Annotated in this window: 16 protein-coding genes; 4 read left to right on the forward strand and 12 right to left on the reverse strand. The window is 54.4% G+C overall.

Annotated features, from left to right (window positions below):
* Window positions 1-175 precede the first annotated feature (175 nt).
* From MEALZ_RS23375 to MEALZ_RS07360, 4 genes are all read left to right on the forward strand, one after another.
* Complete coding sequence (locus MEALZ_RS23375) at window positions 176-832, forward strand: transposase (protein ID WP_046061040.1); 657 nt, start codon at window positions 176-178, stop codon at window positions 830-832.
* A complete protein-coding gene (locus tag MEALZ_RS23380; RefSeq protein WP_162472930.1) occupies window positions 778-996 on the forward strand; it encodes a hypothetical protein in 219 nt (72 codons plus the stop codon). Before MEALZ_RS23375 ends, MEALZ_RS23380 begins: the two co-directional genes overlap by 55 nt.
* A complete protein-coding gene (locus MEALZ_RS23385) occupies window positions 996-1,472 on the forward strand; it encodes a transposase (RefSeq protein WP_048481327.1) in 477 nt (158 codons plus the stop codon). Before MEALZ_RS23380 ends, MEALZ_RS23385 begins: the two co-directional genes overlap by 1 nt.
* 884 nt (window positions 1,473-2,356) lie before the next feature.
* Window positions 2,357-5,902 (forward strand): response regulator, encoded by a 3,546-nt coding sequence (locus MEALZ_RS07360; protein ID WP_014147990.1) that lies wholly within the window; start codon window positions 2,357-2,359, stop codon window positions 5,900-5,902.
* A 589-nt stretch (window positions 5,903-6,491) separates the two neighbouring features.
* On the opposite strand, the gene cysG is transcribed toward MEALZ_RS07360, so the two are convergent.
* From cysG to MEALZ_RS07420, 12 genes are all read right to left on the reverse strand, one after another.
* Window positions 6,492-7,874, reverse strand: a complete 1,383-nt coding sequence (gene cysG / locus MEALZ_RS07365; protein WP_014147992.1) for a siroheme synthase CysG — start codon at window positions 7,872-7,874, stop codon at window positions 6,492-6,494.
* 385 nt (window positions 7,875-8,259) lie between these two features.
* Window positions 8,260-8,622, reverse strand: a complete 363-nt coding sequence (locus MEALZ_RS07370; protein ID WP_014147993.1) for a (2Fe-2S) ferredoxin domain-containing protein — start codon at window positions 8,620-8,622, stop codon at window positions 8,260-8,262.
* On the reverse strand, window positions 8,615-9,973 hold the full coding sequence (cobJ, locus tag MEALZ_RS07375) for a precorrin-3B C(17)-methyltransferase (RefSeq protein ID WP_014147994.1): 1,359 nt from the start codon (window positions 9,971-9,973) through the stop codon (window positions 8,615-8,617). Before cobJ ends, MEALZ_RS07370 begins: the two co-directional genes overlap by 8 nt.
* On the reverse strand, window positions 9,970-10,362 hold the full coding sequence (locus tag MEALZ_RS07380; protein WP_014147995.1) for a cobalamin biosynthesis protein: 393 nt from the start codon (window positions 10,360-10,362) through the stop codon (window positions 9,970-9,972). The genes cobJ and MEALZ_RS07380 overlap by 4 nt, the downstream gene beginning before the upstream one ends.
* A complete protein-coding gene (locus MEALZ_RS07385; RefSeq protein WP_014147996.1) occupies window positions 10,359-11,096 on the reverse strand; it encodes a cobalamin biosynthesis central domain-containing protein in 738 nt (245 codons plus the stop codon). The genes MEALZ_RS07380 and MEALZ_RS07385 overlap by 4 nt, the downstream gene beginning before the upstream one ends.
* Window positions 11,089-11,865: a precorrin-2 C(20)-methyltransferase gene (gene cobI / locus MEALZ_RS07390; protein ID WP_014147997.1), complete on the reverse strand. Its 777-nt coding sequence runs from the start codon at window positions 11,863-11,865 to the stop codon at window positions 11,089-11,091. Before cobI ends, MEALZ_RS07385 begins: the two co-directional genes overlap by 8 nt.
* Window positions 11,855-13,135: a bifunctional cobalt-precorrin-7 (C(5))-methyltransferase/cobalt-precorrin-6B (C(15))-methyltransferase gene (locus MEALZ_RS07395; RefSeq protein WP_014147998.1), complete on the reverse strand. Its 1,281-nt coding sequence runs from the start codon at window positions 13,133-13,135 to the stop codon at window positions 11,855-11,857. Before MEALZ_RS07395 ends, cobI begins: the two co-directional genes overlap by 11 nt.
* 5 nt (window positions 13,136-13,140) lie before the next feature.
* Window positions 13,141-14,244, reverse strand: coding sequence for a cobalt-precorrin-5B (C(1))-methyltransferase (locus tag MEALZ_RS07400; RefSeq protein ID WP_014147999.1), 1,104 nt, complete (start codon window positions 14,242-14,244; stop codon window positions 13,141-13,143).
* Window positions 14,245-14,248: 4 nt separating this feature from the next.
* Window positions 14,249-14,917 carry a precorrin-8X methylmutase gene (locus MEALZ_RS07405; protein ID WP_014148000.1) on the reverse strand — a complete coding sequence of 223 codons (669 nt, stop codon included), beginning with the start codon at window positions 14,915-14,917 and terminating at the stop codon, window positions 14,249-14,251.
* Between the two features lie 9 nt (window positions 14,918-14,926).
* Window positions 14,927-15,754 (reverse strand): sirohydrochlorin chelatase, encoded by an 828-nt coding sequence (locus MEALZ_RS07410; protein WP_014148001.1) that lies wholly within the window; start codon window positions 15,752-15,754, stop codon window positions 14,927-14,929.
* A gap of 9 nt (window positions 15,755-15,763) precedes the next feature.
* Window positions 15,764-16,558 carry a precorrin-4 C(11)-methyltransferase gene (gene cobM, locus MEALZ_RS07415; RefSeq protein ID WP_014148002.1) on the reverse strand — a complete coding sequence of 265 codons (795 nt, stop codon included), beginning with the start codon at window positions 16,556-16,558 and terminating at the stop codon, window positions 15,764-15,766.
* Window positions 16,555-17,856 (reverse strand): cobyrinate a,c-diamide synthase, encoded by a 1,302-nt coding sequence (locus MEALZ_RS07420; RefSeq protein ID WP_014148003.1) that lies wholly within the window; start codon window positions 17,854-17,856, stop codon window positions 16,555-16,557. Before MEALZ_RS07420 ends, cobM begins: the two co-directional genes overlap by 4 nt.
* Between the last annotated feature and the right edge of the window lie 2 nt (window positions 17,857-17,858).

A 17,858-nucleotide genomic window follows, 5' to 3' on the forward strand; every position in this document is an offset into this window, starting at 1 on the left:
ATTGTCACTTAACATTAGCGGATCACCTAACGCCAGACGAACCGCGTAGGGTACGCTGTGCGTACCATGGCAACCCATAAGCGCCAACTTAAGACGCAAGGCATTGATTCACAGTTGAAAAATCAAGATGTGGCCACAACATAGAGTATTTTTACCGACGAAAGTGAAAATCCCTATGAAGCAGCCACAGCTAACAGATACCCTTTTTGATGACTTTTTGCAAGAGCTCCCAGCAGATTTCCAGGAGCAGGCCTATGAATTACAGGCGTTTGCACGGGCACGGAAAATCCGATCACCGTTGCAATTATTGCAGTTAGTCCTGTTGTATTGCGGACAGGACTTGTCGTTGCGCAGCTGTGCCGGCGAAGTTGCCAAGCTTCAAGGCTATTTGAGCGACACGGCGGTGACCAAGCGACTGGCGGCCTGCGTGGTGTGGATCAAGTCGTTACTGAAGCGTGTGTTCGGATTGGATAAACAGATCAACAATGGCTCCTTGAATTTCATTGTGATTGACGGTTCGACCGTGCAAGAACCCGGCGCGAAAGAAACAACGTATCGCTTGCATGTGGCGATCGACTTGATGAGCTTGACACTTCGCGAGGTCAACGTCACGACCGATAAAGTCGGCGAGAGCTTGGATCACTATCAGTTGACTGCAGGTGATGTCGCGTTGGTTGATCGAGGCTACAACCAACCGAAGTCTTTAGTCCCGCTCATTGATCGCGGCGGCCACGTCGTACTGCGCTACAATCCACACAGCATGACGCTTTACGAACGGTGCAACGAACCGAAAGTGTTAAAATCGATTGGGAACAGCGCATACGCGATTTGAATGGTCAGCCGGGTGCGATACCGGTTTATCTGTGCCATCAAGACAAACGTATTGAAGGCGTGGTGCATGCGATGCCGTTACCGCCGGAACAGGCGCGCAAGCACGCCGCAAAGCGAAACAACGCGCGCGTGATAAAGGTCGCACGGCGAGCCAAAAGACCTTGATGCTGAGCGGCTGGGTGTTGATTTTTACTTCGCTCCCCGAAGCGCTGCTCGACACGAAATCAATCGCTGAGCTCTACCGGGTTCGCTGGCAAGTGGAGCTGGTCATAAAGCGGCTAAAGAGCTTGCTTGATATCGACCGGCTACGCGCCCGAAAAGACAGCAAGCTGGCGGATTTATATTTGCACGGCAAGTTACTGTTTGCTGCAGTGACTCAAAAAATAGCGCAGCGCCGATTCGGCCGGGCGGCTACCACAATGGACGGTGATCGTTCGATTACCCATTGGCGTTTATGGCGCACGATCGCCAATGAGATCAAGGCAGGACTTACGGCTTGTTTTCCAAAAAATGAGCGCTTTATTGATGACCACGTAAAAAGCCTTTGTGAACGTCCGCGCAAGAGAAAGCTTCAGGGTTTGCCGGGGCGTGTTTTGGAGCTCATTATTGAAGGTCGGGGAGGTGGCGTTAGTCTTACTTAATCAAATACTTAGATTCTTAAGTTGGCGCTTATGCCATGGCAACCCCGCAATGTTCATGTGCCAACCGAACCTCCAGGGCACGGCTTTGGTACGCGCAGCGTACCCTACAATTTATGTATAATGATGAGCGCTCCGGCGTGGGAATGAAAACCGAGACGCTTTAGCATCTTGTACCGCTGGAGCGGTACTCAGGCGTTCCCCCGCAGAGCGTGGGAACGATAATTTACGGGGGACTGAATAGTTACATTGGATAAATTAAAGTTCTATACAAATGAATCAACTTCTTATTCTCCATGATCTTCATGGTGAAATGTTTTTTTACTGTGAAAGTTCGTAGATTTGGACACTTTATCTAATTTTTCGATATACAAAGCTCTGTGCTGGCAATACCGGTTCCAGAGAGGGTGCGGTTGCTCGATCGACAGGCGTCGGCGGCAGGGAGCCGCCGTCGAGCCTACATGGACGTATTCACGGCGTCCTGTCGGGCGAGTGACCGCACCCTCCGCCACCAGAGAACTTTCATTTGCCAGGGCGATGGCTAGGCCTTCATGAACGTTAGGTTTAAGCATTGCTTGCTCAGATTAGGCGCTAGGTATTAGTAGCCTCAATACTATTAAATTGGGTTAATAAGCTTGAATGCGATATGTCGGGTTGCATAATTTAGCCGCTAGAACATAAAATCTAGTCTACACTCTATGTGGTAAGTTATTTATTGATCAGGTAAATAATCGATATTACAAAGGGTTGGCGTTAAATAAAAACAATAAAAACTCAATTTGAAAGCTAGCTTTTAACCCAGGCTGAATGGCTCTGTTAGGCTTGCACTAAACCGGCAACCGCCTTGATAAAGTCATTTATTTGTAATTTAGAGGATAACAGCCGTTTTGAATACACTACTCAATCGTTCAAGCAAGCACGATCCTTATCAAACGACTTTAGGTCGAGGCCGATTTTTTAAGGATTTTATGCTGCTATTTCTGCCCGTTAGCTTTTTAGTCATGGCAGGTACTTTGTTGTTGGGCGAATCGCGCATTCATGCCGAATTATCTATGCTGATGGCCGACGAAACAATTTTTGTCGAGTTGGGGCAAGGTCGCTTGGATCAAGAGTTGGCTGTTCCAATAGGTCATTTGATGAGCTTAATCGATGAAAATCCGGTTCGCAGGGTTTATCAGGCCCCGAATGGCTCGGACACGAGCTCTATGCAAGAAGCATTTTTTTCGTTAATGACGCGTAACCCAATTTATGACAAAGTACGCTGGATCGACGAACAAGGAATAGAGCAAGTGCGAGTCAATAACAGAAGAGGGCGCCCGATCGTCGTTCCTCACGACGAATTACAGGCTAAAGTCGATCGCTATTTTTTTACCGATACCATGCTGCTGAAGCAAGGGGAGATTTATATTTCCCCGCTCGATTTGAATATGGACGACGGCCGTATCGAGATTCCTTACAAGCCGACGATAAGGGTCTCAAGCCCAGTATTTGATGTGGCAGGTAAACCTCGAGGCATTCTCATCATTAATATAATGGCAAAATCCATGCTGGATGCTTTCGTCCAAAGCGCCGGCCCCGCCATTGACAGGTTGATGTTGGTCAATGACGAGGGCTATTGGCTAAAAAGCCCCAATGCAGAGGATGAATGGGGTTTCATGTTTCAACGGAAAGCGACTCTGGCTACACGGTATCCTCAAGTGTGGGAAGCAATAACCCGGCAGAAAAAAGGCCAGATCAGACTTGACGACGGGCTTTGGACATGGAGTTCCGTTTTGCTAACGCCCATACAAGATGCTCGCTTATCGCACAACATACATTGGAAAGTGATTAGCCATTTACCAATGGAAAAATTATCGACGGTGGAAAATAATGTTTGGTCGGCTAAGGTCGCGAGTGCTTCGGTGATCTTGCTATTGTTTGCGATAGGCATAGGGCGTCTAATTCAGGCAAAATCGGCGCGCGCTCTGGCCGAGAAGGAAGCGGCTCTGGCGCGGGGCGAAGCGGAGTCGGCGACTCGTTTACAAGAGGCTCAAGCGTGTTTTCAAATGTTATTCGAAGCAAATGCCAGCGGCTTGTTGGTCGTCGATGCCGAAGGGAAAATAGTCATGGCTAACCCGGCCTTCGAGAATCTATTCGGCTATCAAGTATCGGAAGTGATCAATAGACCCGTGGAAATATTGCTTCCCGAAAAGTTTCGTTCACGCCATGCCAGGCAGCGTAAAGATTATTTACAAAACCCAACGACTCGGGCGATGGGTGAGGGAAGAGACTTATATGGAACTCGCAAGGACGGTTCTATATTTCCGATAGAAATCGGCTTGAGTCCCTATCGGAGCGATAATCAACTTTTTGTCGTGGCAACCATTGTCGATATCTCCGAACGCAAGCGGATCCAAGATGCCTTGCTTCGAATGAATGAAACCTTGGAGCGAAACGTGGTCGAGCGTACCGCTGAATTACAGGCGGCAAAACAGGAGGCCGAACGGCTTGCCAGTGTTAAAGGCAACTTTTTGGCCAATATGAGTCATGAGATACGGACCCCAATGAACGCGATACTTGGATTGGCCTATTTATTGGAAAAAGCCGAACTTGGTACCGATGAACTTAATTTGGTGAAGAAAATTCGCATAGCCGGCCGGTCGTTGCTTGGAATCATCAACGATATTCTGGATTTTTCCAAAATAGAATCGGGGCGACTGGAAATCGAGCACGCGCCATTTCGGCTGAGCGATGTTCTGGACAACTTAGCCACGCTCATGTCGTCCATCGAATACAGCAATAAAGTCGAATTGATTATGGGGCCGGCTCCCGAGGGTATCGAGTTTCTTCGGGGCGATGCGCTTCGGCTCGAACAAATATTGGTTAATTTGACCAGTAATGCGCTTAAATTCACACAGCAGGGGAGCGTTACGATCTCCGTCATCAAATTACCGCCCAAGGATGGCCGGGATTATCTACGTTTCAGCGTCCGCGATACTGGCATGGGTATTCCTATTGAAAAACAAGCGGAAATTTTTAATGCTTTTTCTCAGGAAGACACTTCGACGACACGCCGTTTCGGCGGAACAGGGCTGGGTTTATCGATATGTCGGTATTTGGTGCAAATGATGGGCGGAGAACTCGGCGTCAACAGCGAGCTTGGTATCGGCAGCGAGTTTTGGTTGATGCTGCCGATAGAGCGGGTTGAGCCTCAAGAGTATGTGCATCCGTCCATCGCGTTTCAAAACGTATTGATCGCCGACGATCATCCCGTGGCCAGGGAAATGTTGGCGGCAACGGTGCGTAGCTTGGGCTGGACTCCCGAGGTCGTCGAGTCGGGCGAAGAAGTTGTGGAGCGTATGATCGAACGAGCACGGAATAATAAACTCCCCGATATTGTATTATTGGATTGGTGTATGCCCGGTGTTAATGGTCTCGAAGCCGGCAAACGCATAAGACAGGAGCTTGGCGATATTGCCGATGCTCCGATCATCGTTATTGCCACCGCTCATGACCGCGATGCATTGCTACGCGAACCGGATGTGGCAATAGCCGATGCCGTCTTGCACAAACCGATTACCGCTTCTTCGCTCTATAATGCCGTATCCGATGCCAAACAGCGTCGTCAAGGCGAAAGGTCAATACAGCATAACAATACAACGCCATCCGAGAAACGTCTCAACGGCTTAAATCTGCTACTGGTCGATGATAGTGAGATAAACCGCGATATGGCAAGGCGTATTTTGGAAGCCGAAGGGGCTACCGTTTATTTGGCGGACGAGGGTCATGCGGCCTTGCAATGGTTAAGACTGAATCCGGATTTGGCCGATGTAGTATTGATGGATATACAAATGCCGCTCATGGATGGTTATGAAGCGACTCGGCAAATTCGTGAAGTCCTTGGCCTGACTCTGTTGCCTATTGTGGCGCTGACCGCCGGTGCATTCAAGAATCAACAGGCTGCAGCGCTCAATGCCGGGATGAATGGATTCATTGCCAAACCGTTCGATGTCGAGGAATTAATCGCTTATTTGCAACAATATGTTACCGGTCCACAAGTAACGGCTGATTCTAAGAATGAGCCGATCGCTTCAGCTAAGAAAGACGATTCACAGTTTCCCATGATAGATATAGACAGAGGCCTTAATAATTGGGGGGATGCTGCAACTTACTATAAATACTTACAAAAGTTTGCCGAATCGCACGGATATGACGGAGACGAAATCGCCAAAATGATGGCTCAAGGCGAGCGGGAAAGTGCTCTTGCCTTGGCGCATAAATTGAAAGGAACGGCAGGAAACTTGGCGCTGATACAAGTGTGGAAGTTGGCTGAAAAGATCGAGTCTAGTCTTTTAAAAGACGGAGCTACGATAGATGAGTCGATTCAACAGTTGCAGCTTATATTGAACGATACGTTGCGCGGAATCGGCCGTCTGAATGGTAAAGATAAGTAAAATGATGCGATGTTGCCGAACCCGTATTGCTCGAGCTTGAAAAAACTTTGCCTCGGCAGATGCTGAGACCTATTCAGGAATTAGTGGATAGCTTCGATCTTCGTGCCGCCGAGGAACAAACCGGGCAACTAATTTATCGCTTGAGCAATGATATGGAGTGAAGACCATGATGGTAAATGGTCCGATTTTATGTGCCGACGACGAATCTTATAACTTAGGTATATTGAGAATGGCGTTGAAAGAACATCACTCACTGGTATTCGCTCGTAGCGGCAGGGAAACCCTGCTTGCCGTCGCGAAACATCGCCCCGCTTTTTGTCCACGAAACACACGAAAATATTTAATTACTGGGAAAGTTCGTTGCCCGTATGCAGCGTAAGCGGAATACGGGGATTGCGTGACCTCGAACGTCCCGGATTGCACTTGCGCTCCATCCGGGCTACGCGGTTAAGCTTTCATTTGCTGGGGCGATTGCCAGGCTTTCCTGAACGTTAGTTATACTCTCCAAGTTGCTCACCCAATAGAAGGTTCAAAAGATTTATGTAACAACCGTGTGTATTTTGTGATTTTCGTGGACAAATCTTCGAATCTAGGTTGAAAACCAGTTCAATTGCCGATGCAGATTGACGACCGTACCGACGATGGTCAATGCCGGCGCATCGCTTTCGGCAAATTCCGAATAGGCAGGCCTATCGCTTAGCGTGCCGATGAACACGCGTTGCTTGTGTGTCGCGCCCGATTGAATCACGGCGATAGGCAGGTCGGCAGGGCAGCCATGATCGATCAGAGACCGGCAAATGCTTTCAAGGCCCGATATCCCCATATAAATGATTACCGTTTGCTTGGGTTTGGCCAATTGCCGCCAATCGAGATCGATGCGGCCGTTTTGGATATGACCGGAGACAAAAGTGCAGGACTGTGCATGATCTCGGTGGGTCAACGGAATGCCCGAATAGCTTGCGCAACCCGACGCTGCGGTAATGCCGGGAACGATTTGAAAGTGGATGCCCGATTGCATCAAGGTTTCGATTTCTTCGCCGCCCCGGCCGAATATGAAAGGATCGCCGCCCTTTAGACGCGCCACTTTTTTGCCCGATGAAGCCAGTTCCGCCAGCTGCCGATGGATGGCCGCCGGCGTCAGACTGTGATTACCGTCTTGTTGTCCGACAAAAATCGTTTCGGCATCGCTGTGCGCGAGTTTGAGAATTTCGCCGGAAACCGAGCGGTCGTAAACGATGACATCGGCTTGCCGTAGTAAGCGTAAGGCTTTGAACGTCAGTAAATCAGGATCGCCCGGGCCGGTGCCGATCAAGTAAACCTCGCCTTGTCTGTCTGCGGCGCCGGCATGGTCCAGCTGCGTAAGCAATTGACTTTCCGCTTTTCGTTGCCGGCCGGCAAAAATTAATTCGGCGACGCGGCCTTGTACGATAGTCTCCCAGAAATTTCGTCGCTGACGGGCTTGGGGGATTTGTTGTAAGACTCGGGCTTTAAACTGTTCGATGAATCCTGCCAATAACCCGAAGGAGGCCGGAATCGCCGTTTCGATCTTCGCGCGAAGCAGTCGCGACAAGACCGGCGATGCGCCGCTCGAAGAGACAGCAATCAGCAGCGGCGAACGATCGATGATCGCCGGAAAGATAAAACTGCATAGGTCCAGGTTATCGACGACATTGACTGGAATTCGGCGTTGCTTGGCTAGCGTTGCGACTTTAGCATTAGTGATACGATCGTTGGTTGCCGATACCACCAAGCGCATGCCGTCGATATCGTCGCTCGTGAAGGCTTTTCGGCGAATAATGATGGCATGTTCGTCTTGAAGGGCGGCGACCGCTTCGCCGACTTCCAACGCGACCACGACGACCTTGGCGCCCGCGCGAAGCAACAGTTCGATCTTACGGGCCGCGATATCGCCGGCGCCAACCACCAAGCAAGGTTGGTCTTTTATGTTCAAGAACAGCGGAAAGAAGTCCATGACTATCGATTGTTAATGTGCGTTTGTATAAATCTGCATAGGTTTAGCCAATTCGATCTCGATAGCATTGATTGTATTCTGACGTTTGCGGCTTTCCCTCACCTAACGCTAGGTGACATTGCCATTAAGTTAAGCCGTTCGTGGTGAGCCTGTCGAACCATGGGCGGCTTAACTTATCGACCCAGGCTTTTCCATTCACCTTTCGACAGGCTCAGGGCGAACGGAAAAATCCTTAACTTAATGGCAGTGAACGCTAGGTGAGGGACGATCAGGGAATCGCTCCCACAAAAGATGCCTAAGATGCGGTCTTGACAGGTGATTGAAATACCGCATCATTCACTGCTCACTGCTCACTGCTCACTGCTCACTGCTCACTGCTCACTGCTCACTGCTCATCAGCAGAACAAGCGCGATGATAAATCAATTCCTCGACCGGTTTGCCGCCGAGCAAATGCTCGTCGATGATGCGTTGCAGATTGGTTTCGTTGACGTTGTAGTACCAAATGCCGTCGGGTTGCACGCACATGATCGGTCCGGATTTGCAGGTGGCGAAACAGTGCGTGCGGGTACGCTTGACTCTGAGCGCGCCTTTATCGATGCCGGCGGCTTTGAATTTTTCGCCCAAAGTTTCGAATAATGCCTGCGCTTCGCCGTCTTCGGTGCAGCGCGGACCGGTGCAAACTAGCAGATGGCGCTTGTAGTCGCCCATTTTGGGTTTTTCGGGCATGGAGGGTGTGTGATTAGTCATGATGAATATCCGATGTTAAGGTTTGGCATAATTCCTCGCGGTCGTCCCGGTAGCGCTGCAAGGCTCGGGCGTCGAATCCGGCATCGCCAGCGACCAGCCATAGATTGAACAACAAATCGCCCTGAGCATCGGTCACTTGAATGCCGTGAGCCTTCTCGCCGCGGCTGACGAACCAGGTTTGCCGGGCCTGACTCCAATCGATGTGTAAATGAAAGGCGTCGTTGACAATGTTCAGCCAATCGTTTTTTTTCTGTAAATCGGCGCCGTCGATCAACAATTCGGCCACCGCACCGCCTTCGCTGCGAACCACGGCGCGTAATTTGCCCCAGTGCGGCAACGAATCCAACAAGCCGTCTTGCAGGTCCTGCCTCACTTGCCGCGCGGTGAAACTACCGGCTGACTCGTCAGGCGTCGACTGGCCGACGGCATCGAGTATTTCTGCCAGCGGTTGACCGAAATACTCCGCCGTTTTTTGCAGCGTCATTTCGGGGTTGTCGCGTAAATAACGGCGGACTGCGCCTTTCCAGCCGTCCAGACCCATGCTCAGCGAGCGGCCCGCTTGTTCGCCGTCCCGTGTTTCACCAGTCAGTGCATCGTATTTGTTGGCGTAGCCGCGCGGCGTTACCATCAAGCCTTCGCGGACAAAGGTACTGCTGTTGCCGACCAATACAGTGGTCAACATGCCGATATCGCAATCGGCCATGTCGGCCAGCTTGACGAGTTGAATGTTCTGCAAGGCGCGGTAGCCCGATTTGACGATGGCCACCGGCGTTTCCGGGCTGCGGTGGCGTAACAGGATACGTTGCGCTTCGACGATATGCTGGGTACGATGGCCGCTTTTCGGATTATACAAGGCTACTACGAAGTCGCCTTGCGCGGCGCTTTCCAGACGCCGGGCAATGACCGGCCACGGCGTCAATAAATCGGACAACGAAATCGAACAAAAATCATGAGTCAACGGCGCGCCGACCAAGGAGGCGCAACTGGACAGCGCGGTGCTGCCGGGAACCACTTCCACTTCAATCGGATCGTCGGGCGTCCAGCCGCTGTCGAGCAATAATTCGTAAGTCGGGCCGGCCATGCCGTAGACGCCGATGTCGCCGGAGGAAATTAGCGCGACGGTCTTGCCTTGTTTGGCATGCTCGTAGGCTTCGATGCTGCGATCGAGTTCTTCGGTCATGCCTTTTTTGATCACTTCCTTGCCGTCGAGCAAGTCCTTGACCAGTTTGATATAGGTGCTGTAGCCGATCACGACATCGGCTTCGGCTATCGCTTCTCGGGCTCGAAAGGTCATGTGTTCGTGAGCGCCGGGACCGATGCCGACCAGTAAAATTTTTCCTGTTGGTGTCATGGTATTCTCGCTATCGACACGGTGGCGTTTTTGCCGTCCGCGCCTAGGTGTTTGTGTTTTTCGACCAGCAAATCTTGCATATCGCTGTTCGCGGCCAGTAAGGCGGCGGCTTCGGCCACGGCCGGAGTGCCCATGTATTTCAACACCACGGCCGACGGATTCGGCACCGGAATACTCGCCAGCGCTTCGGCCGGGTAAAAATACAGCGGCCAATCCCGGCTTGCCGCCAGTTGCATTAACGCAGTCTCATCTTGTTTTTTGTCGATGCTGGCGAGCCCTGCAATCGCCGATTCGTCCAGGCCGCAGCTTTGCAAGGCCTGCGCCAAGGCTTCTTGCAAGGTGGCTAGACTCGCATGACGGTCGCAGCCGATGCCGATCATGACTTTCATGACGGGTCCTGCGGCGGCCGGTAGACCACGAGCCTTTCTTCGAGCCGCTGCCAGACGGACGGATCGATTTCCCGGTGCGTGACCCATAAAATCGACCGGTAGCGTTCGAGATCGACATCCTCGAAACGCTCGAAACGGTGTATGTTGTCCGGTAATGGCGTCGGTCGGGTCCACCAGTTTTTACTGCCGGCTTCCTGCACGAACGCGATCGGCAATTGATTGACCACATCCGCCGAAACGCGGGTGATGTTGATCTTTGGCGCTTCCACTCGCCAGCCTAGTTCGCGGCCGAGAATGTCCACCGGAATGGTCTTGCCGACATCGGACGCGGTTGTTAGCACCGGCGTCGCTGCGAGCAGCGCGGACACTTTTTCGGCATAGGCATTGGCACCGCCGACATGGCCCGAAAGCACCGGAATCACGAATTGCGCGGCATCGTCGATGATTAGTATGCCGGGGTCTTCGTCCTTGGACTTGAGATGCGGCGCGATTAAGCGCACGACCGCACCGAGCGACACCAAAAAAATGAGCTGATCGTAAGACTCGAATAAGTCTGCGATCTGCGCGCTCAATGCACCCTGATAAACCTTACGGATATTGGCGAACTCGCCCAGATGTTCGGCCTGTTTGGCCGACACCACGACTTCGGCTTCCGGGATTTGCGGGGCCAAGCGGCTGGCGATGGCCGCGCCGTGTTTGGTGATCGCGATAATCGCAACGCGCACATCATGCATCGGTAGTTTCCTTTTTCTTGCGGCAGCCGCGTTGCATCTCGCCACGCCGGCGGCCCGGGTTTTTGATAATCATCAGGGACAGATAATTAACCTTTTGCCCCCGTAAACTTGCCAGTTCATGCACGACGCGCTCTTCCGGCGCGCCGGCTTTTTCGATGAAATAGCCGTAGTCGAGTAAATCGCGGCGTTGCAAGAGCTCGATGATGTCGTCCAGTAAGGGTTTGACTTTCAGCAGCACCAGTGTATCGAAATCGTTCAGCATGCGTTCGATCTGTTCGATGCCGTAGCCGGCCGGGACGATCGCGACAGTGTCGTCGACATCGGCCAACGGTTCGCCGCAACGCGCCGCGGCGGCGTGAAACGAGGCCACGCCGGGAATGACTTCGACCGGTACTCGGGGTTCCAGCGCGCGAACGCTCCGTTGCAAATGACCGAAGGTGGAATAGGTCGAGGCATCGCCTTCGACTAGAAATAGCACATCTTGGCCTTGTTGCAACCGTGTCAATACGGTTTGCGCCGCTTCTTGCCAATAACGCTCCAGGACTTCGCTGTCGTGGGTCATCGGAAAATGCAACGGGCTATGTTCGCCGGGCATCGCGAGTCCGGCGCGCAAGGCGATGTCCAGCGCATAGCTGTCGCTGTTTTTTTTGCGCACCGGGTAAGCCCAATGGCCGGGGCCGGAGAGTAAGTCCCAGGCGCGTCGAGTAACCAGGCCGGGGTCGCCGGGCCCGAGCGAGATGCCGTAGAGGGTGCCGAGTTTATTGTTCATGATGAGGTATTGCTGAAATGATCCATACCGGGTTTTCCGCTTGTAATCGGTGCATATCGAGTATCGGACTGCTGCGCGATGCCTGAATTTGGCAGGCGTCCCAGTCCGCGCCCAAGCGCTTTAAAGTATCGATGGCCGTCGACAGGTTTTCCAGGGTCGCGAAGTTCATCACTAACCAGCCGCCGGGCCGCAAGCGCTGCAAACACAAGGCGATCAATTCGGCCAGTTCGCCGCCGGAACCGCCGATGAAGACCGCATCGGGGTCGGGCCAGGCGTCCAAAAATTGCGGCGCCTTGCCGTGGACGACGCTGTAATTGCCGATGCGCCAATCGAGCCGGTTCTGCTCGATGTTGTCGATGTCGCCGGCATTTTTCTCGATCGCATAGACATGACCGTCCGGGCATAAGCGCGCCGCTTCAAGCCCGACCGAGCCCGATCCGGCGCCGATGTCCCAGACGATGCTGCGGCGCGTCAACTGCATGCGCGCCAGCGAGACGGCGCGTATTTCGCGTTTGGTGATCAGGCCTTTTTCCGGTTTGCGCTGACGAAAACTCGCATCGCTCAAACCGAACAGCACCGGCGCCGGCGCCGGCGATTTGCGTTTCAGAATCGCTACATTGGGGTCGGCGTAGACGGCTTCGGCCGCTTCGGCGATGCCGATAAAGCCGGTGACGCGCTGTTCGTTTTGCCTCAGGCGCTGGGCAACCGCGATATCGAACTGGTCCGCCAAACCTTCGCTTTGCAACATGCGAGCGATGCGTGCCGGGGTATTGTCCGGACTGGTTAATACCGCCAGCAAGTCTTTGCTTCGACAATGCCGCATCAGTTCATACAGGCCATGTTGCGGCGTGGCTCCCGGCGTCCACTCGCCGGCATCCTTGCTATGCACCGAGACGATGGTCGCCGATTGCCAGGGCAATCGCAGTTCGGCAAAGGCCAGTTGTATGCTGCTGAGATTCGGCAGTATTCGGACCCGGGCCGGGTCCAGTTTGCCGGTCAAATAACCCGCGATGCCGTGGCACAAAGGATCGCCGCTGGCCAAGACCGCCACCGGCTCCTCGTCGGCCAAGGCCGCGTCGATCCAGTCCGGCACTTGCGTGAGCCGGGCGGTCAAATCGTAATGCCGGGCTCCGGCGATGTCTTCCGCCAGTACCGCTAGCAAGCGGTTGCCGGCGATGACGTGCTTGGCTTCGCGCAACGATTGCAAGGACTCGCGGCTCAAGCTGGCGGCGCCGTCGTCGAGCACGCCGATGATAGTGCACAATGACATAGAGATTAAGTCCTTCCGGCTTGCGCCAGTTTATTGCCGTCGAAGTCGCAAACCAAGACGCCGATGTCGAAACTCCCAGGGTAGCGCCGTTCCAATGTGGCGATCACCCGTTTGGCCAGTTCGATGTGGAATTCGTATTCCAAACCCAACTCGGCCATACATTCCGAGGCATAGCGAGCGGTTTCCTGCTCGGCGATGGCCCGGCAAACTGTCTCCGGAGCGCCGATGCTGCGGGCGATGTCGGCGACCAGTTCGACATCGACCGGATTACGTCCGGCATGCGTGATGGTTTCGCCTTGTGCCATTTTAGTGAGTTTGCCGACCATGCCGCCGATGATGATGTTGCGAATGTCGCAGCGTTCAGCGGTATCGAGCGCGGGGGTCAAAAAATCGCCCATTTGCACGAAACAGCTTTCATTCAATGCCGGCAATTCGCGCATCACGAATTTCTCGGTGCGCCCACCCGTGGTCAGAACGACGGTGTCTTGTCCTTGATTCGCGGCGACTTCGACGCCCTGTACCACGCTGGCGCGGAACGCGGCGGTGGAATAGGGGTGGACGATGCCGGTCGTACCCAGAATCGAAATACCGCCGATAATGCCTAAGCGGTAATTGAGCGTTTTTTTGGCCATCGTTTCGCCGTCCGGCACCGAGATGGTCACTTGCAAACCACGGGTTTTCAAAGCCTCGGATGCGATGAGACGAATATTGTGTTCGATATTTTTGCGCGGTACCGGGTTGATCGCCGCGCTGCCGACTTCCAGCCCCAATCCTGGACGGGTTACTAGGCCGACACCTTCGCCGCCGTGCAGTACGACCGTGTCCGGCTGCGCTATCCAAGCTACGTCGGCGGTCAGCCGGGCGTGATTGGTGCAATCCGGATCGTCGCCGGCATCTTTTTCAATGACCGCATGCGCGCCATCGCTGTTGACCCAAGCCTCCGCCACCTTGAAGCGAACCGTCTCGCCGTTGGGCAGTTGGCATTCGACGGTCTCGGGAACCCTGCCTTCCAGCAAGCCGCACACGGCGGCCCGCGCGGCGGCAGCGGAACATGCGCCGGTGGTATAGCCTTTACGGGTACCTTTGGGTTTGCGTTCCGCCATCGCCATCGAATCAGCCGTTTTGTTGCCGGCTTTCCGCCAAACTCAAGATCGCATGCAGCGCCGCTACGACCAGCGTCGAACCGCCTTTGCGGCCTCGGGTGATCAGCCAGGGAATATTTTTCGATGCGCTCAGCGCGTCTTTCGATTCGGCGGCGGACACGAAGCCGACCGGCATGCCGACAATCAGCGCCGGTTTGACGCCTTCTTCCTCGATCAGTCGCAAGACTTCCAACAAGGCGGTCGGCGCGTTGCCGACCGCGACGATGCCGCCGTTCAGCAAATCCAAGCGAGCGGCTTTACGCATTGCTTGTACCGCACGGGTGCTGTTGACTCGTTTGGCATCCGCGATCACGTCGTCATCGGCGATAAATTGATGCGTGTGCATGCCGAAATGAGCCAGGCGCGGCTTCGATAGGCCGACGCAAATCATTTCCACGTCGGCGATAATCGGCGCGCCGTTCAAAATCGCCGCGATACCGGCTTCGACCGCGTCATCGGAAAACTCGGCCAGGCCGTTGAATTCAAAGTCGGCGGTCGCGTGTATCATGCGCCGCACGACTTGCCATTGCGCACCGGTATAGTGATGAGCACCGGCTTCGCGGTCGACGATCGCAAACGAATCGTGCTCGATTTGCTGTCCGGCTTGGGTCAGTTGTTCGGTCTTGATGTTTTGGGTCATGGCTTTGCTTCAATGGTGATGATGGTGCTGATGCGCGGCCTGTTCGCGGTATTGGCAGCCGTCGCATTCGAGCATTTTCGGCGAATTCGGGTCGGCGGCATCCTCGACGCGTCGGTCGAGTAGTTCGAATACGCCCGGGTCGAAGCCGAAATAATTACCGCAAGCGATCGCGATTTGCGGATACTGTGTTTGCAATCGCTGTACTTGTCGTGCAATGCGTTCGATCAAGAGCCCGGTAAACAAATAGTAGGGCAGGATCGCGATTTGCGTCATGCCGAGACGCGCTTGACGCTGCACCGCAGTTTCCAGGCGCGGGTGAGTGATGCCGGTAAAGGCGATGTCGACCAATTCGTGTTCGGTGGCCTCGAACAGCCAGCGCGCCAGTTTCGCCAGTTCTCCGTTGGCGACCCGGTCCGACGAACCGCGTCCCAAGATAATGACGCCGGTCGTTTTTGGGTCGGGCATCGCCAGGGTTTTCAGCATGGCGTTTAATTGTTTTTTCAAGATTTCCAGCAGCGTCTCGTTACTGCCTAGATGCGGCGCATAAACGAATTCGACCTTCGGGTTCAGGGCTCGGGCTTCTTCGATGTGTTCGGGAATTTCCATCTTGACATGGCCGGCGGCGCTAATGATCAGCGGCACGACGATGACCTTGTCGGAGTTTTGCGCCGCGCGGCGCAGGCCTTCGGGCAAGAGCACATCGGCCAGTTCGATATAGCATAATTCGATGCGCCATTCGGGGTGTCGGGCCTGCCATTGGCGTTGAAATTCGAGGATTTCGTCATTGCCTGCCTGGTTGCGCGAACCGTGGCCGACTAACAGTATCGTGGTTGTCATGCGTGTTCCTTAAGAATCTGATTGCTCGGCGCGGCGAAAACGATGCGTGAAGCCGGCGTCGTAAAGTTTGGATTTTTTTAAGTCCGGCCAATGGCGCGCGCCCAACGTGGGGCTGACGACGATCATCGCCTGACTGTTGATTTTGGCGGCGCGGCAGCGTTCGCGGATGTCGGCGAGCGTGCCGCGAATGATGTGTTGCTCGCCCGGCCAACTGGCCTTGTGCACGACCAGGACGGGCGATTCGTCGGTCCAGCCGGCGGCTTTCAGTTCGCGTTCGATGGTTGGCAGCAAGGTGATCGATAAAAACAAGCACAGCGTCGAATGATGGCCGGCCAATTCCCGAAGCGATTCGCCTTCCGGCATCGGCGTGCGGCCTTCGACACGGGTCAGGATCACGGTTTGCGTGACTTCCGGCAAGGTCAGGCTTTCCACCGCGCAGGCCATCGCGGCCATTGCCGACGACACTCCCGGCACCACCTCGACGGCAACGCCGGCCTTATCCAGGGGTTGAACCATTTCGATCAGGGCGCCATAGAGGCCCGGATCGCCGGTTTGTAGGCGGATCACGGTCTTGCCGGGTTGCGCTTGGGCGATCAACCAATCGGTGATCTGCTCCAGCGTCATGTCCTTGGAATCCTTGATCGCGCAATGCGCCGGCGCCCATTGCGTCGCGGCTTGTTGTACCAGGGAACCGGCGAACAGAATGGCGTCGGCCTTGGCAATCAAATCGCGGCCCTTGACAGTGATCAAATCCGGATCGCCGGGGCCGGCGCCGACAAACCAGACTTTTGCTAATCCGGTCATTGAAAAAATCCTGCGGCTTGTTGCGGGTTGAACGGAAAATAAGTATGCAGATAAGAGGCTTGCAACGATCCTACGCGGAAAAACTGTTCGCCTTGGCTGCGGTTGCGTTGCGGAATCGATACGGTCGAGGCTTCCTTATCGGTTTCCAGAAGCGAATGATGAAAACTATGGCCGCGTATTTCTCCGTGCTCCAGCTGCAAACTGTGCATGCCCAGATTGACCAGCCGGTTCTGCATTGTCGCGCGACCCGGCAACAGGCCCGTCATCGCGGCCGATTGTCCCTGTTTGTCGGTCAGCGTTTCCAAGAGGTATAAAAAACCGCCGCATTCGGCATAAATCGGTTTACCGGCGCGGTGATGATCATGCAAGGCCTGTTTCATCGCGCGATTATCGGCGAGGGCCATTAGATGCAGTTCCGGATATCCGCCCGGAAGATAAAGGCTATCGACCTCCGGCAATTCGGTGTCGGTCAACGGCGAGAAGAAACACAGCTCGGCGCCCATGGCCTGCAAGCAATCGAGGTTGGCTTGGTAGATGAACGAAAAGGCCGAATCGCGGGCGATGCCGATGCGCTTGCCGGCAAGAAGGCGCGGCGTCGGCGTCGTTGCAACCGGAGCAAAGGCAACCGGTTCGGGCAAGCGGCATGGCGCGGATTCGGTCAATAATTTGGCGGCTCGAGCCAGTCTTCGGTCCAAATCGCCGATCTCGTCCGCTTGCAGTAAACCCAAATGCCGCGACGGCAAAGCGATATCCGCGTCTTTAGATAGGGCCGCCAGCAGGGGCATGTCTTCGGGCAGCGCTTCTTGCAGTAATCCGGCATGGCCTGGACTGCCGACCTTGTTGGCGATAACGCCGGAAAACCTTAGGTGCGGCCGGTAATGAGCCAAACCGTAGGCGACGGCGGCAAAGGTTTGCGCCATGCCTTGCGCGTCGATCACGGCGGCGACCGGTACCGACAACGCCTGTGCCAGATCGGCGCTGCTACTGTCGCCGTCGTAGAGGCCCATTACGCCTTCGATCAGGATGACATCGGCCTCGGCGGCGGCGCGATAGAGCAAGTCTCGGCAATGCGCCTCGCCCATCATCCACAAATCCAGCTGATAGACCGGCCGTCCCGAGGCATGAGCCAGAATCTGCGGATCGATGAAATCCGGGCCGGTTTTGAATACGCTGACCTTGCGGTTTTGACTTCGGTAATAGGCTGCCAGCGCGGCGGTAATGGTCGTCTTGCCTTGGCCGGAAGCGGGCGCGCTGATCAGCATGGCCGGACAATGGCGGACGGATGGGCTAGTGTTCATAA

It is taken from the genome of Methylotuvimicrobium alcaliphilum 20Z, from assembly GCF_000968535.2.
Lineage (GTDB): Bacteria > Pseudomonadota > Gammaproteobacteria > Methylococcales > Methylomonadaceae > Methylotuvimicrobium > Methylotuvimicrobium alcaliphilum.

Bases quoted from the DNA above. Each gene is read 5' to 3' on its own strand.
- MEALZ_RS23375 (WP_046061040.1), top strand. From the start codon at position 176: ATGAAGCAGCCACAGCTAACAGATACCCTTTTTGATGACTTTTTGCAA.
- MEALZ_RS23385 (WP_048481327.1), top strand. From the start codon at position 996: ATGCTGAGCGGCTGGGTGTTGATTTTTACTTCGCTCCCCGAAGCGCTG.
- cysG (WP_014147992.1), bottom strand. From the start codon at position 7,874: ATGGACTTCTTTCCGCTGTTCTTGAACATAAAAGACCAACCTTGCTTG.
- MEALZ_RS07370 (WP_014147993.1), bottom strand. From the start codon at position 8,622: ATGACTAATCACACACCCTCCATGCCCGAAAAACCCAAAATGGGCGAC.
- cobJ (WP_014147994.1), bottom strand. From the start codon at position 9,973: ATGACACCAACAGGAAAAATTTTACTGGTCGGCATCGGTCCCGGCGCT.
- MEALZ_RS07380 (WP_014147995.1), bottom strand. From the start codon at position 10,362: ATGAAAGTCATGATCGGCATCGGCTGCGACCGTCATGCGAGTCTAGCC.
- MEALZ_RS07385 (WP_014147996.1), bottom strand. From the start codon at position 11,096: ATGCATGATGTGCGCGTTGCGATTATCGCGATCACCAAACACGGCGCG.
- cobI (WP_014147997.1), bottom strand. From the start codon at position 11,865: ATGAACAATAAACTCGGCACCCTCTACGGCATCTCGCTCGGGCCCGGC.
- MEALZ_RS07395 (WP_014147998.1), bottom strand. From the start codon at position 13,135: ATGTCATTGTGCACTATCATCGGCGTGCTCGACGACGGCGCCGCCAGC.
- MEALZ_RS07400 (WP_014147999.1), bottom strand. From the start codon at position 14,244: ATGGCGATGGCGGAACGCAAACCCAAAGGTACCCGTAAAGGCTATACC.
- MEALZ_RS07405 (WP_014148000.1), bottom strand. From the start codon at position 14,917: ATGACCCAAAACATCAAGACCGAACAACTGACCCAAGCCGGACAGCAA.
- MEALZ_RS07410 (WP_014148001.1), bottom strand. From the start codon at position 15,754: ATGACAACCACGATACTGTTAGTCGGCCACGGTTCGCGCAACCAGGCA.
- cobM (WP_014148002.1), bottom strand. From the start codon at position 16,558: ATGACCGGATTAGCAAAAGTCTGGTTTGTCGGCGCCGGCCCCGGCGAT.
- MEALZ_RS07420 (WP_014148003.1), bottom strand. From the start codon at position 17,856: ATGAACACTAGCCCATCCGTCCGCCATTGTCCGGCCATGCTGATCAGC.